The 15,192-nt window shown below is 46.2% G+C and carries 12 protein-coding genes; 4 read left to right on the forward strand and 8 right to left on the reverse strand.

The features are described from left to right. Positions 1-145 precede the first annotated feature (145 nt). From P3L47_RS02900 to P3L47_RS02910, 3 genes are read right to left on the reverse strand one after another with little or no spacing between them, the layout of a single operon-like run. Positions 146-616, reverse strand: a complete 471-nt coding sequence (locus tag P3L47_RS02900) for a glucosaminidase domain-containing protein (protein WP_277782615.1) — start codon at positions 614-616, stop codon at positions 146-148. 22 nt (positions 617-638) lie between these two features. Further along, positions 639-833, reverse strand: a complete 195-nt coding sequence (locus P3L47_RS02905) for an HU family DNA-binding protein (RefSeq protein WP_277782616.1) — start codon at positions 831-833, stop codon at positions 639-641. After that, positions 834-1,088 carry an HU family DNA-binding protein gene (locus P3L47_RS02910; RefSeq protein ID WP_277782617.1) on the reverse strand — a complete coding sequence of 85 codons (255 nt, stop codon included), beginning with the start codon at positions 1,086-1,088 and terminating at the stop codon, positions 834-836. 231 nt (positions 1,089-1,319) lie between these two features. Between P3L47_RS02910 and P3L47_RS02915 the strand changes: the two genes are divergently transcribed. Further along, complete coding sequence (locus P3L47_RS02915) at positions 1,320-1,544, forward strand: DUF4248 domain-containing protein (protein ID WP_277782618.1); 225 nt, start codon at positions 1,320-1,322, stop codon at positions 1,542-1,544. 279 nt (positions 1,545-1,823) lie between these two features. On the opposite strand, the gene P3L47_RS02920 is transcribed toward P3L47_RS02915, so the two are convergent. From P3L47_RS02920 to alaS, 5 genes are all read right to left on the reverse strand, one after another. After that, a complete protein-coding gene (locus P3L47_RS02920) occupies positions 1,824-3,944 on the reverse strand; it encodes a VapE domain-containing protein (protein WP_277782619.1) in 2,121 nt (706 codons plus the stop codon). Between the two features lie 106 nt (positions 3,945-4,050). Then, positions 4,051-4,401, reverse strand: coding sequence for a hypothetical protein (locus P3L47_RS02925; protein ID WP_277782620.1), 351 nt, complete (start codon positions 4,399-4,401; stop codon positions 4,051-4,053). A 444-nt stretch (positions 4,402-4,845) separates the two neighbouring features. Next, positions 4,846-8,298, reverse strand: a complete 3,453-nt coding sequence (locus P3L47_RS02930; RefSeq protein ID WP_277782621.1) for a DUF6383 domain-containing protein — start codon at positions 8,296-8,298, stop codon at positions 4,846-4,848. 523 nt (positions 8,299-8,821) lie between these two features. Beyond that, positions 8,822-10,390 (reverse strand): ATP-binding protein, encoded by a 1,569-nt coding sequence (locus P3L47_RS02935; RefSeq protein WP_277782622.1) that lies wholly within the window; start codon positions 10,388-10,390, stop codon positions 8,822-8,824. 170 nt (positions 10,391-10,560) lie between these two features. Then, positions 10,561-13,188, reverse strand: coding sequence for an alanine--tRNA ligase (alaS, locus tag P3L47_RS02940; RefSeq protein WP_277782623.1), 2,628 nt, complete (start codon positions 13,186-13,188; stop codon positions 10,561-10,563). Between the two features lie 97 nt (positions 13,189-13,285). Here alaS and P3L47_RS02945 point away from each other — a divergent pair, with 97 nt between their 5' ends. From P3L47_RS02945 to P3L47_RS02955, 3 genes are all read left to right on the forward strand, one after another. Continuing rightward, complete coding sequence (locus tag P3L47_RS02945; RefSeq protein ID WP_122361115.1) at positions 13,286-14,269, forward strand: M23 family metallopeptidase; 984 nt, start codon at positions 13,286-13,288, stop codon at positions 14,267-14,269. A gap of 14 nt (positions 14,270-14,283) precedes the next feature. Continuing rightward, a complete protein-coding gene (locus P3L47_RS02950) occupies positions 14,284-14,661 on the forward strand; it encodes a MerR family transcriptional regulator (protein ID WP_122361116.1) in 378 nt (125 codons plus the stop codon). 66 nt (positions 14,662-14,727) lie between these two features. Then, the gene (locus P3L47_RS02955) at positions 14,728-15,123 is read left to right on the forward strand and encodes a DUF3127 domain-containing protein (protein ID WP_122361117.1); all 396 of its coding nucleotides are present in this window, start codon (positions 14,728-14,730) and stop codon (positions 15,121-15,123) included. The last annotated feature ends 69 nt before the right edge of the window (positions 15,124-15,192 follow it).

Raw genomic sequence — 15,192 nt, forward strand, 5'->3', positions numbered from 1 at the left:
CGGCCTGTTTCATTGTGTCGTCGGTAGGGGCGGTTCGCGAACCGCCCCTACCGACGACACTACTTCTTTCGTCCTAACAGAAACCCCAATAACTCCATGATAAATTGGAGGATCGTCCTCACCTTGCTGTTGTTTTCTTTTTCGCTCATACCTTTTCATTATTTAGATTATACACTATGGGAACCAACGAGCGGGAAATGCTTTCCAGCATCCGGCAATAGGCCTCCCGGTTGTCCCCGTTTACTTCACTGATATACCGGCTGTAGGCAATCTCGCGGGCATACGCCGCCGGATAATGGCTCACGGCTGCCGCCTGTTTGTAGACTGTCGCTATCAGACGGGCAAAATCGAGAAAACTGTTTTCGATACTGTCGTAACGGCGGAACAGCAGTCCGTCCGGCTTATCCAGATCCGTCTTCCCGCCATGCCAGTAAGCATTGGCGACACCATAGCCCGTCAGTCCGAAAAAGTTATTGTAGAGGGTAGCCAGGGCACTCTCGCCCCAGCCGGTTTCGATCGCAGACTGAGCCAGGATAACCACCGGATTCAGTCCGTACAGCTCACCCGCCAACCGTGCGGCGGGGAGGTACTTGCGGGTAAATGACTGCTTGTCCATGCGCATGCTCTTCAAAGAGTCACTACTCGATAACAGGACGGTCGTCCTCATTATCCGATCCGGAAGATTTTGTTTCCTCCAATTTAAAACGCTCGCCCTTAGTCGTCTGTATCAGATTACGCAGCTTCTCGCCGGGACGAAATCGAAGACGTGCCCGATACAACAGGGCAGAAGAGAAATCTTCGGTCGTAGGGCTTCCCGAACTGGTCTGTACCAACTAGAAAGTACCGAACTCGCCGCACTGAACCACTTCACCGCGTGCCAGAAACAGAAGAAGAAACTCAATCACACGATCGATCACCACCTTCACATCGCCACTCGACGCCGTGGAACTCTGTGCCACCAGGGCGCATAACTCTTCGAAGGTACATGTCCCCGTTGCCCGGGTCTGTGCATAGTAGAGTTTCTCCTTTCCTGCCTCTACATCCTTACTGAGGTTCTTCCGAAGAACCAAATGATACTGCAATGCCATAACTTTGCTGTTTTTAATTGATTATTAACTACATATCAAAGATACGACAGCCACAAGGGGACATTGATGTAGGAGGTGACAGGGTGTGACGAAGCGACAGTTTATTTCCGATAAATAAGACAATATTTACCGGACGCATCCCCTTTTTTGTTTTTCAACACAAAAAACATCTGTAAAACTTGATATACCCATTGATTATTCGTATCTTAGAGTATTAAAAGTCAGTATTTTATGGAACAGTCTACCTTCATTATACGATCCTACGGAGTAGGCGAACTGGCGGAACTCTACAGTCCGCATCTCAGCCGGCGGGGTGCTATCATGCAACTTTGGCGATGGATAAACTATCATGGCGTACTAAAGGTGAAATTGATCGAACTGGGTTATCATACCGGTGCCCGGAGCTTTACCCCCAAACAGGTGGAATGTATCATCCTGCACCTGGGAGAACCTTGAGACGGTGTGGAAATGACTGTCGCAGTTGTTTCTGCCGGCTGCCGCAGCTGTTTCCGGTGGGTGCCGGAGCTGCTGACAGTGAGTGCCGGAGCCACAGGAAATGGCTGCTGCACTCAGTAGGAATGGGTGGAGATAGGTGGAGGTAAATCCCCTTTTTTGAAACTTTCTAAAAAGTATGTTCCTTGCCCCATCTACGAAGGTGTCGTAAAAAGAACAAGGAACATATTATACAAAAGTTTGGAAAATAGCATTTTTCCTCCACCCATCTCCACCCATTTCTTAAAACGGCAACTTCGGCTCAGAGGCATTTACCAACATATCACGCTCATTATCAATCTCCTTCTCCAATCCTTCCGAATCGCACCCAAAACCCTTTTGACGGGCTACTACCTGATCATGATTCAGTTCAATGGTATGATAAAGACGCTTTCCGTGCTTCAAAACGGACGTAAAGCCGAAGCATTTTAACACTTTTCCGAGCTGAATTACGCTTGTTGTGGTGACATGGAAGCGGGTTCTTTCGGCTATTCGGGTCAGGATTTCGCTGGCGGAGAGCAAAAGCGGGTTCTCAAAACGAGTGGGTTTGCGGAAGTAGGTAAACAACAACTCGGCTTCGGGACAGAGTTGCTGGAAAGTCTCGTTGTTGTCGTTCAGCTCGGCAATGTCGTTGTTGGCAAACCAGTAGCAGAAGCCGGCCCGATAGAGTGCCAGCACCTGGGCATAGATCGCATTATGATCGACCGCCGAGGTATAGTCGATGCGCAACGTCTCGAAGCAAAGGAAACGGCGCGAACCGGTATGGTCGGTCAGCACCTGGCTGTCGTTGACCGTGGCGGCAAAGGAGGCACGGCGCACAAACGACTCCGCATTGCGGGCATACGGACGGCGTTCGAGGATCGCGTCTTTCGTGATCATCGCCTTCATCCTGTTCAGCTCCATCTTACTCTGCCCCGAGAGTTCGTCGAGGATTACCAGGAAGCAATCGCTCATCATCAGCGACGCGTCCTTGTCAGTCGGGTCGAGATTGCCCGAATACATATAGCCTCTGAGTGCGGGAGGTACCAGGTTGCGCAGCCAGGTAGTCTTGCCCAATCCCTGTGCTCCGCTCAGTAACAAGACCGAGTGGTTCGTCTCCCGCTCATCGATGGCACATGCCACAACTGCCACCAGCCATTTCTTCAGGCATTTTGCCCAAAACTCCGGACGGGTCGTGTCGACCGTTGCCGCCAAAGAAGCGATAGGGTCGCTTACGCCGTCCCATTCCGGAAGGTTATCGAAATAATCCTGAAAGGGATGATATTCGGAACTGAAATCGGAATGGATCACTGAGCGCAGGTCGGACAGGCGACAATACACACCGGATTTCTGCAAGGCACACCAAAGGGAGTTTTCCCAGTAGTCGGTCACTGCCGAGAAGGCTGCTCCCTCTCCGCCTTTTCGGGAACGATATTCCACCTTGTTGCGAACGACGTTACGACGCAATTCGAAATGTTCGGTCAGGTATTCCTGTATCTGGGTGACAAAGCCGTTTCCACGCCCGGAAGAGACCGGTGCAGGCCGTGTCGCGAACTGTTCGGTATGTGCATAGGCACTGCTGACAGCCTGCAGTCGTTCTTCTCCGGACAGGTCGGCAAACGATCCGGCGGCATAGCGCTCTACTTCTTCCCGGCGAATGCCCAGACGATTGCAATGGCAGGCAAAGAGGTGGACGTAGTTGTTGCGGTTACCCTCGGCATAAACCATTTTACGGGTAGTCTTCTTGCGGGCGGAAGCGAGCAGGCGGGCCACTTCGCTGGGAACGATCGCTTCCATCTCCGGTAATCCTTCGGGAGGACTGCCCTCACCTCTGAGCCAGGGTTCGAAGCGGCGAGACAGGTAGAGTCCCGGATCGTAGGAGACGATGCAGAGCCGACCGGGATCGCTGCCGGAAGCGTCTGCCTCGATGCCCAGGCGGCGTTCGTACCAGTCTTTTACCCGCTTGTAGATGGCTTTGTGGTTGGCAGGGATCAGCTCCATTCCGACAGCCGAATAGACAATGGCCTTGATGCCCATTCCGCGGGGACTGATCCAGCAGGCCACCGTATAGGGGGCTTCGCGTATCAGTGTGAGCAAGCGCGGAAGGTCTTCTTTCTTTTGCTTGTCGAAGTCGAGAATGATAAGCGGGTTGTAACGGTTCATGAACTTATCCAGCCGTTGTCCGCTATAGGTAGCTGAGACAGTAATGGCAGGTAGCCCTTTCTTCAGGGTGTCGGCGGCATCGGCATTGTCTTTGTCCATACAGACGCGGATGCGGTTGATGGGGGTAGCATACTTTCCGTTCCGGATATCGGAAAGGAGATCGATCAGGTTAACATCGCCCAGGCGTTTTTTGAAACGGGCGTACATGGTTACTTGTATCATGGCATTCACTTTTATTTCACTATACAAGGTAATGATTCACGGGGAATGGAGCCCATTATTTTGTATTTTATTATGAAAAACATGGGCTCCATTAAAGTAGTCGACTTTACTCCTGCGATTCGTCTTCTGCGGCGAGGTCGAGGTAGTTCTGTACGACATTGATCAGCGTACCTAATGTCAGGATTTCTTTCTCCGGGTCGTATCGTACGCGAAACACCGAGTCGAGTGCACGCAGAAAGGGTTTCACTTCGCGTTTGCCGTTTACCTTCCACTGGTTGCTCTGCAGCAGAGGGCCGATCAGTCGGACGAAATCGGCTGTCGGTCCGTTGAATACGATCAGTTCTTCTTCTATCATATCCTCTTCCCAAACGGCGTGTTCGAGCAATCGCGAAAGTTTGTTACACTGTTTTTTGACTTCCCGAAGTTCTTCTTCGAGCAGCTCGCAACGGAGCTTCAAGGCTTGTGCCGTCTCCGTCAGGAGGGCGGCGTTCAGTTTTTTTTCATTTTTGTTTGTTTTTTAGTTTGAATGGTTCGTCTTTTGTCAGATATGAAACATATCTGAAGTTGACAGTTGACAAGTGACAGTTGACAGTTATGTGGGCTGAAAGCCGACTTATTTACCGAACACGAATCCCAACTGTCACTTGTCAACTGTCATCTGTCAACTGAAAAAGGTGAAACCTTTTTCTAACAACGAAGCCCCGGCGGAAATAAATCCACCGGGGCTTGTTTTTGCCTGCCGTCACCCTTCACAGGGGTCAGAACAGAAGAACTTTATTTCATTACTTTAGTATTAATACTGACTGCTTGTTCGCCTGTCGCAGGGTAATTGTAGGGGCGGTTCGTGAACCGCCCCTACACGCGGTCATTAACAATTAATTTATTGATTATAAATAGTTTCTTATTTTACGATTGCTTTAACAGCTGCTTCGCCTTCTACGGCTACTACTACGATACCTGCAGGAGCAAAGATGGTAGCTTCGTCGGAAGAAAGAACTGTGTTAGCAACTGTCTGACCAAGAACGTTAGTGATAATTACATTCTTTCCTGCTGCACCCTTAATAGTAACTGTACCGTTACCAGCAACAATAGATACTTCAGCAGTTGCGATAGCATCATTAGCCGTAGGAGCTTCATCTGTTGCTTCAACATTGAAAACTTCAGCGTCCAAACCAGCTTCAGAATAACTCTGATAGTTTGCAATTACAGGTACACCATTCTGAATCTTAACCCAACCACCTTTCTGTGGAGCGATACTAACTACATCCAATTTAGAATTCTTTATATTAGCACCATTTTTCTGAGTTTCTGATTCAATCAAGAAATCATTTGAATCATTCTTTAAGAAACGGAATGAGAAGACTGCGTTTTTATGCTTATTGTTATTCAAAAGAATTGTGTCTTGCTTAGCAGCTTTAGCGATGAACAATGTATCACCGATATGCTTACCTTCAACAAAACCTAAACGAGTGTACTTCGTATTCCACAAATATTTATTTGCATATGGAGTTGTCACAGCATCAGCAGAATCCTGTAAGTTAATCAAGAAACGACCTTCTACAAAGCCACGAGTAATAGTTGTATGAGGACAAGCTAAAGAATCAGCCAAAGTTGCATGTTTATGAGTAGATGTTGCATTACACCATACTGTGTCAGCTTTTACAATTGTCGGATTCAGAACCAGCATATACTGCGGCATCTTTGTTCCTCTATTTACATAAGCTGTGTCAACATACATTGCTGCGTTTTTAGCATCACCTTTACCTTCTACTCCTAAGAAATTAACACCTAAGCCTTCAGAGTATTTGCTATGACCATCTTCATACAGATATTCTTTTGCAGTACTGTTTACGCGGAAGAACTTCAATACGTTTGGTGTATCATCTGCATTTTCACCTACAGTTGCATCATTGAAACGACGATACAACGGCGTGTTATCCATAACCACTGCAAAAGCAGAGTTAGCTACTTCTTCTGCACTACCATCATTAATAACGCCATTAACCAATGCCAATGTATTGTTATCAACAGAGACTTTTACTGTTGCATATTCAGATGTAGCAGTAGTATTAACTGCTCCTTCAGTGGATGTTGCTTTCTGATCAGCATCGGTAAATGCAGTAATAACAGCCGGTTTATAATCTTCATCCTTAACAACCAATTTCAGATAATCACCATTCTTAACTACTGCCAATTCTGCAGGGACCAAAGTATAGTAGCATGCACCACCTTCAACTTCGTTGTTTTCTTTCAAGAAGAACGGCATCGGAGCTTCTGTCTTTAAGGCTGCTAAAGCTTCGGCTGAAGTTGTAGTTGTAGTAGCTACATTATTGATTGTAACAGATGTTGCAGTACCAACATTTTCTAAAGCTACATAGTTACGTGCAGAAGAAATGTTCTTACCTGCATAGTTTTTAACAACATATTGTTTACGAGATTCATCATAAGTTAGATAACGACCGTCATTCTGCAATTTAGAAGCATCATTTACTTTAATATAGTATACCGAACGAGTCAGGTTAGCAACACCTGTTAAACCACCCGTGTAACCATACGTATCATCAATCAGACGTTCCAAAGAGAATGTCATCTTATTTCCATCTTTATCAACCCAAACAACAGAGTCAGAAGCCAGTTTTGTATTGATAGGCTTATCCATTGCCAGTTCATGCAGATAGTTGAAAGTAAATACATGGTCAGACAAAGTATCAGCAGACAAATACTTATAACCTAGCTTAGAATCATCAGTCTTTGTTACCGGGATAAATTCCATTGTATCTTTACCATAATAGAAGTAGTTATCACCTGCTTTATACATCAAAGCTGGAGTTTCTAATTGATTCTTGAACTCACGGTTTGTGATTGTTGCAATTGTTCCAACAGACTTAACAACCCACTGAGCAGCCGGCATATCCTGATAGTTCTGACGAACAGCCTTGATTGCCAATTCGGTAGTACCTGCCAAATTATCAATATAGTAACGACCGTCTTTATTCACAGCATTTGCACCGGTTGCCTTTACTTTAATGATATATACACCATCAGCCGGAACACCAGGGGTATAGTTCTGAGGCATACCTAAAGAGATACGAGTACGAAGAGTTTTAGCTGCAGATCCAGTTACGTCTTCAGGAGCACCAACTGTTACTTCAGAGTGAGCATCTGTAGTTGATGTCTTTTCTGTAAGGTAAACTAACTTAACAAGGTTATTTCCTGCAACCTGAGTTAGACCTTCATTTCCTGTACCCCAAGTTGTAATTGCAGCAGCCCAAGCTTTCCATGTTTCTGCATCAGTTGAATTAACAACACTTGAACCTAAAGTAGCTCTCTGATAGTTCTTATCCGTAGCATTTGCCACATCAATTGTCAAAGAATCATTTGTTGCAAAATATGTAAACATGAAATGACCTCTGTTCTGCATAATAGCTCCGAAATTAGAACCATCGATACCTTTTGGTTCAGCTAAAACCAATTTAAGACGTCTGTTTCTTACCTCAACATTTTGAGTTGCAACATAAGTAGTATCAACATATACATATTTCTTACTATTAGCTGTTGCATCTTTCAAACGAACATAATTTGCAGCTGTTACAGAACCAGGGAAAGCCATATTTCCAGCTTCGGCTTTCAGTTCGCCAGCCAAAACATTTCCCCACTGTGTATTTTCAACATCAGGAGTAAATGTCAACTTGAAACTTCCAGCAGCAGTTGTACCCAGTTTTGTATTCAAATCATTTGCATTTAAAACAATACCCGGAGCCTGATAAGGTTTCACTTCCAAATCATTCGTTGCGCTTGCAATATCGTTTTTTGCACGTTTGATCAGACCTACAGCAACGCCATTAGCAGCAGATGCATTCAAAGACAATACATAAGCAGAGTCTTTTCCTGCATTGGTAAATGTGCTGTACAATGGGAAGGCAGTTGTTGCCGTAATCGGATTGAATGCAGGATCATTTTGCCAAGCAGTAATATCACCGCCCATTTCAACTTGATCGGTAGCAGCAACAGCATCTACAGCTTTCGTTGAAGCTGCTGCCAATGGAGTACCTGTGTAAACATTCACGAAAGTATAAGTTGGATTAGCACCATTTACACCCGGAGTTACATTTACACGCCACAATGATTTTTGCAAGTCTTCTAAAGAAGTTGTAGCTGTCGGATCTGTCACCACTTTCAATTTAGGAGTTGCTCCTTTTGAAGCAGCATCTACCGCCAAAGCCTGAGTACCATTTGATAAAATGTAAGCCTTACCATTTTCAAATGCAGTAGCACCTGTCAATGCAGCATTCACATTTCCAACAGTCGTAGCCAGCAAGAAGCCAGCTAAAAGCGTAGAAAACTTTTTGTTCATAATCTTTAATTTAATATTAATAATAGTGTTACTTAAAAACCGTTTCACCAGTCCCGCTTGAACTATCGAAATGTCAAATGACTAGTTTAAACGTTCCTTTTTTCTCGTCATTTTTTGGGGATTCGTGAGTTGAAGTGGCTATTTCGTACAAACTTTGCTATTCGGTTGATAAGAAAGGATATAGGAAAAGGAAAATTATTTGGGAAAGTATTGGCGGTTTGGAAAAATGCAGTAACTTTGCTGACGAATTTAAAGGAACGTTAAAATTAGTCATTTTGACCATTTCGTAATAAACTACTTTACAATCCATTATATCCCATTTTACACCATTTCACTTTCCTGGATTCCAGGGCTTTTGACTTTTGCAGAAAGCTTAATAATCAATACGTAGGATTTCGGCTTCGAGAAAGTAAATGTTAAAAGGCCTTATTCAGCCCTTTTCGGAGAATAAAAAAGGCCATCGCGAACCACGACAGCCTATATATAATAAGAAGAAAATCGAACGATGCAGGATTTGGCAATTTCAGCAGGAAACCGCTTTCCATTCTCCGATATTACGGGTGGCAGGATCGAAAGAAGCACCCACTTTCACCAATTGGCGACCATCGGCAGTATAAGGAATCAGATACCCCTTATCGTCAATCTGACTGAGGGCTTCATCTAAAGAGCCGTTCAGCTTAAATTCGAATACGTAAATACGGTCGGTTGTTTTTACCACCGCATCGGCACGCCCGAAAGCACTGCGCACCTCCGTTTCAACAAACTGTCCCAACAATTTGAACACGAGATAGAAAATCACTTGATAATGCCGTTCCGTCTGGTCGTTCAATTCATAAGGTACGCCTGCAAAGAAAGCACGCAAACGGGTCATAAAGGCTTCAACATCTCCATCGCGTAGTTCTCTTGTGAACTTACCGATGTAGAAAGGCGTTTCCAAACTCGATACGGGAGTATAGAACGGAGCGATAAAGTTCAACCAGCCATATTTCACTTCGGCGTTTGGGTAGCCCAATATATAGTAATTCAAATCAGCATCATATCCTTTTATTGTCAGATAACCGCTCTGATAAATTACCGGTATCGGGTTTTTGAAATCCATCCGGTAGTCGGTCAACATGGCGGCGGGTACTTCCATTCCGTCCAGTTGGCGCAAATCGTAGTCGGTTTTCTGCAACATCTCTACCAGGGCGGTAGGAGTACCGGTGGCAAACCAAAAGTTGCTAAACCTTTTTTGGTCAAGTGCGTTTAGCAAGCTGAAGGGGTTATAAAGACCTTCACTCTGAAACTCGGAAAAATAATACCCGTCGTACCGACGAGTCAGTTCATTCATTGTCTGCTCATAGGTCAACCCATTCATTTCTCCCAATGCGGCCAGGTCGGGCTGGAAGTTCTGCTCGATCTCTTCGTGGGTAAGACCACAGATCAAAGCATATTCGGGAACCATACTGATATCTTTCAACTGGTTGAGATTGCTGAACACACCTAGTTGTGAGAACTTAGTCACGCCGGTAATGAAGACAAAGCGCAGGTAGCGGTCGGCATCCTTCAATACGGTATAGAAGCCGGTCAGCATCTCGCGGTAAAGACGGTGCAGGCTGTCGTCGGTCAGGCTACGGAGCAGAGGTTTATCGTATTCATCGATAAGAACGACTACTTTCTGCCCGGTCTTTTCGTTCGCCTGCCGGATAATCTGCATAAACCGCCCGGCATACCCCAGTTCTTTATCGGTGGCACCATACTTTTTTTCCCACTCGATAAAATGACCTTCAAACACCTGTTCCAGGCTTCGCTTATCTTCATAAAACTGGGCATTAAGACTCAACAGCAACACCGGATGTACCGTCCAGTCCTTTTCGAGCCGTTCCATAGCCAGTCCTTTAAACACCTCTTTCCTTCCAAGGAAGTAGGCTTCGAGGGTGGAAAGCAGCAGGCTTTTACCGAAACGACGCGGACGGCTCAGAAATATCTGTGCCCCGGTAACCGCCAAACGGTATACCAACGCTGTTTTATCCACATATAAGAAATCAGCTTCACGCAGTTTGGTGAAGTCCTGTACCCCGATAGGGAATTTTCTGATCGGCATCGTTTCCATATATCCGCTGTTTTAAAAGTATGAATACAAAGATATAAATAATGCGCCAATTAAAGAATGTGCCCATAGGATAATTGGAAAAGAGAAGCCGCGGACGAGTTTGCCTGTAAAAAAGGGTGATCCCTTTTGAAAAGGAACCACCCCGGATAAGATATGTATGTATTATCTTCTTACTTCAAATCAGCCGCTTCCAGTATCCGGTCGACAGCCTGAGCCAAACCATCCGAATTTTTACCTCCGGCAGTTGCGAAGTGAGCCTGGCCACCACCGCCGCCCTGGATCAGTTTGGCAGCATCTTTCACTAACTTGCTTGCATCCAAGCCATCGGCTACGAGCGGTTCGCTCAACATAACCATCAAAGCACATTTGGCACCGTCCTTAATTCCGGCTACGAAGCATACTTTTTCATCCGTATTGCTTTCGCCCTTGATCTGGAATGCCAGGTCCTTGATCGCATCCACATTGGCTTCGCCACGGTAGACAACCACTTTCACACCGTGACGTTCTACCGCTTTCGCAATCAGTTCTTTCTTCAACGTAGCGACTTTTTCCTTCACATAATCGCCCACCTGTTTTTTCAGTTCCGCATTTTCTTCGATAGATTTGCGGATCGTCTGCGCCAGGTTAGGTACATTATTAAATAAAGCACGCAGTTCACGCATTGAATCCTGTAACATGAATGTATAGTTCTCTGCACCTTCGGCCGTCACCGCTTCGATACGGCGAACACCTGCTGCAATGGAACTTTCTGCCACTACACGCAATGAACCGATCATACCGGTTGCCGGGATATGCGTACCACCGCACAACTCGATAGAAGAACCGTATTTAACCACACGTACTTCTTCGCCATACTTTTCACCGAACAGAGCCATAGCACCCAAAGCCTGAGCCTGTGCGATCGGCATATTGCGGTGCTCTTCCAGCGGGAAGTTGGCACGGATCTTTTCACTCACCAGCTTTTCTACCTGACGGATCTCCTCGTCGGTCACTTTCTGGAAGTGAGAGAAGTCGAAACGAAGGGCTTCGGGAGAAACGAAAGAACCTTTCTGTTCGACATGTGTTCCCAGCACTTCACGCAAAGCTTCGTGCAACAAGTGGGTAGCCGAGTGATTGCATTCACACTGGATACGTTTCTTTTCATTGATCTTAGCCGTAAACGTAACCGTTACATCTTTCGGCAAGCGAGTGACGAAATGTACCGGCAGGTTGTTTTCACGCTTGGTATCTATTACATCCAGTTTCTCATCGTCAGCGATCAACCATCCGGTATCACCGACCTGTCCGCCCATCTCTGCATAGAACGGAGTCTGGTCCAGGACGATCTGGAAAAGTTCTTTATTCTTCTGTTTGATCTTACGGTAACGCAGGATCTCGGCTTCACATTCGAACAGGTCGTAACCAACGAACTTGGCTTCACCTTCTTTCAGAACCACCCAGTCGCCTGTCTCGATAGCGGCAGCATTGCGGGCACGTTCTTTCTGTTTCTGCATTTCGGCATTGAACTCTTCGATATTTACCTCCATACCGTTTTCACGCAGGATCAGTTCAGTCAGGTCCAACGGGAATCCGTAAGTATCATATAATGTAAAGGCATCCACACCGCTGATAACGGTTTTACCGGCAGCCTTTGTTTCTTCCATTTTCTTATCCAGCAGACGGATACCTGTTTCCAGAGTGCGCAGGAATGATTCTTCTTCTTCCTTGATCACTTTCTCGATCAGCGTCTTTTGGGCAACCAGTTCAGGATAAGCATCTCCCATCGTTTCGATCAGGACAGGCAGCAAGCTGTACATAAATGCTTCGCGGCGACCGAGGAAGGTATAACCGTAACGAACGGCACGGCGCAGGATACGACGGATCACATAACCGGCTTTGGCATTCGACGGCAACTGACCGTCTGTGATAGAGAATGCGATCGTACGGATATGGTCGGCAATCACACGCATAGCGATATCCTGTTGTCTGTTCTCGCCATATTTTGTTCCGGTCTTTCCGGCAATGACCTGGATGATCGGCTGGAAGACATCGGTATCGTAATTGGAAGTCTTACCCTGCAGGGACATACACAGACGTTCGAATCCCATACCTGTATCGATCACCTTGGCAGGCAGCGGTTCCAGCGAACCGTCCGCTTTACGGTTGAACTGCATGAACACCAGGTTCCAAATCTCGATCACCTGCGGATGATCTTTGTTGACCATTTCGGCACCGCTCTTGGCAGCACGTTCTTCGTCCGAACGGAGGTCTATATGGATTTCAGAGCAGGGACCGCAAGGACCGGTATCACCCATTTCCCAAAAATTATCATGTTTGTTACCGTTGATGATATGATCCTTCGGCAGGAACTGCTCCCAGTATCCGGCAGCTTCATCGTCACGCGACAAACCTTCGGCGGGACTTCCTTCAAATACAGTTGCATACAAACGTTTCGGGTCCAGCTTCAGAACATCTACCAGATATTCCCATGCCCATCCGATCGCTTCCTTCTTGAAATAATCACCGAACGACCAGTTTCCCAACATTTCAAACATGGTGTGATGATAGGTATCGTGTCCTACCTCTTCTAGGTCGTTATGCTTTCCGCTTACACGAAGACATTTCTGCGAGTCCGCGACGCGAGAATACTTAATAGGTACATTTCCCAGGATTATATCTTTAAACTGGTTCATGCCCGCATTGGTGAACATCAATGTCGGGTCACCCTTCACTACCATTGGAGCAGACGGTACAATCTGGTGCTGCTTGGAAGCGAAGAACTCTTTAAACGATTCACGGATTTCTTTTGCTGTCAACATAATCTATTTATATAGTTCTCGTTAATATTCTGAAAAACAATTTGCAAAAGTACTGCAAATTATTATTTTTGCACGTATCCAAGCAATAAAATATTCAATGAAACTGTTTAAAACAAGAAAAACATATTACTTATATAACCCGAACACGCTCAGTTACGAGCGCGTTTACCCCTCCGCCAAAGACCGTTTCTTCATTGTGCTCCGTCATTTGAGTATCGGTGCGGCAATCGGTATCGGTGTCTTTTTTATCCTGATGTACACGATCGACTCGCCGGTCGAATCGCTGCTGAAGAAAGAGAACAAACTGCTGCAAACCCAATACGAAGTACTCTCCCTGCGTCTGACGAATGCCTTGGATGTCCTGGACGACATCCAGCAACGCGATGAAAATCTGTATCGCGCAATCTTCCAGGCGGAATCCATTCCGGAATCGGTGCGCAAGTCCGGTTTCGGAGGAACCAACCGTTACGAACATCTGATGAGCCTGCCTAACCCGGAACTGGTAGTCTCTACCGCACAGAAGATGGATATGCTGTCCAAGCAGCTATATATACAGTCCAACTCCCTGGAGGAGCTGATCAAGCTGGGAAAGAACCAGGAAGAACGCAGCCGGTGTATACCTGCCATACAGCCCATATCCAATAAGGACCTGCGCCGTACGGCTTCCGGTTACGGGGTGCGTATCGACCCGATCTACCGGACCCCCCGTTTCCACTCGGGGATGGACTTCTCTGCCAAAGTCGGAACGGAGATTTATGCGACCGGTGACGGCGTGGTTACTTTTGCCGCCTGGAAACAAGGGTATGGTAACTGTCTGATGATCGATCACGGCTACGGATTCCAGACACTTTACGGACACATGAGCAAATTCAAAAAACGTGTCGGCCAGAAGGTGACGCGCGGAGAAGTGATCGGTGAAGTCGGAAATACCGGAAAATCAACCGGTCCACACCTGCATTACGAAGTGATAGTACGTGGCAAACATGATAACCCGTCCAGATATTACTATATGGATCTTACTCCGGAAGAATACGACCGTATGATCCAGATCGCAGAAAACCATGGACAGGTAATGGATTAAACATCTTTAAGACGATGGCATTAAATAAAGATAAAAATCTGAAGCTGTATTTCTCCATCAGCGAGGTGGCACAGATGTTCGACGTGAACGAATCGACCCTGCGCTTTTGGGAAAAAGAATTTGATATTATCCGCCCGCGCAAGACGGCCAAAGGAACCCGTTTCTACAAGCAGGAAGATATCGACGCGGTACGTCTGATCTTCCATCTAGTCAAGGAACGGGGCATGACGCTGGCGGGTGCCCGGCAAAAACTGAAAGATAACAGGGAGACAACGATCCGGCAGGAAGAGATTGTCAATAAACTGAAACAAATAAAGGAAGAACTATTGTCGATGAAAGCCGCGTTCGATGCCCTCGACCCTTCCGAAATCCCCCAGGAAGAGAAAATCTAAGCCAAACAATTAGCAGGTTACGCCGGAAAAGTGTACCTTCGCCGACAATTTAATAGAACAATAAATATGGAAATTACGGGAAAGATTATTGCCGTACTGCCAGTACAGGGCGGCACAAGTAAAAACGGAAACGAGTGGAAAAAACAGGAGTACGTATTAGAAACACATGACCAATACCCTAAGAAAGTTTGCTTCCAGATCTTCGGTGCCGACCGCATCGAACAGGCAGCGATACAACCCGGAGAAGAATTGACCGTATCATTCGATATAGATAGCCGTGAATATCAGGGACGTTGGTTCACAAATATCAACGCATGGAAGGTAGACCGTCCGATGACGATGGCTCCTCAGTCTGCACCGGGTGCTATGACTCCGGATAATTTTGCACCGGCTTCTGCACCGACAGCACCGGCTGCTCCTGATTTCGGTCCGGCTAATCCGATCGACGACCTGCCATTTTAGTTGACAGTTGACAAGTGACAGTTGACAGTTATTTCGGCTTTCAACCAATTTATTTCGAAGCTAAAATTG

Source organism: Parabacteroides chongii (assembly GCF_029581355.1).
GTDB lineage: Bacteria > Bacteroidota > Bacteroidia > Bacteroidales > Tannerellaceae > Parabacteroides > Parabacteroides chongii.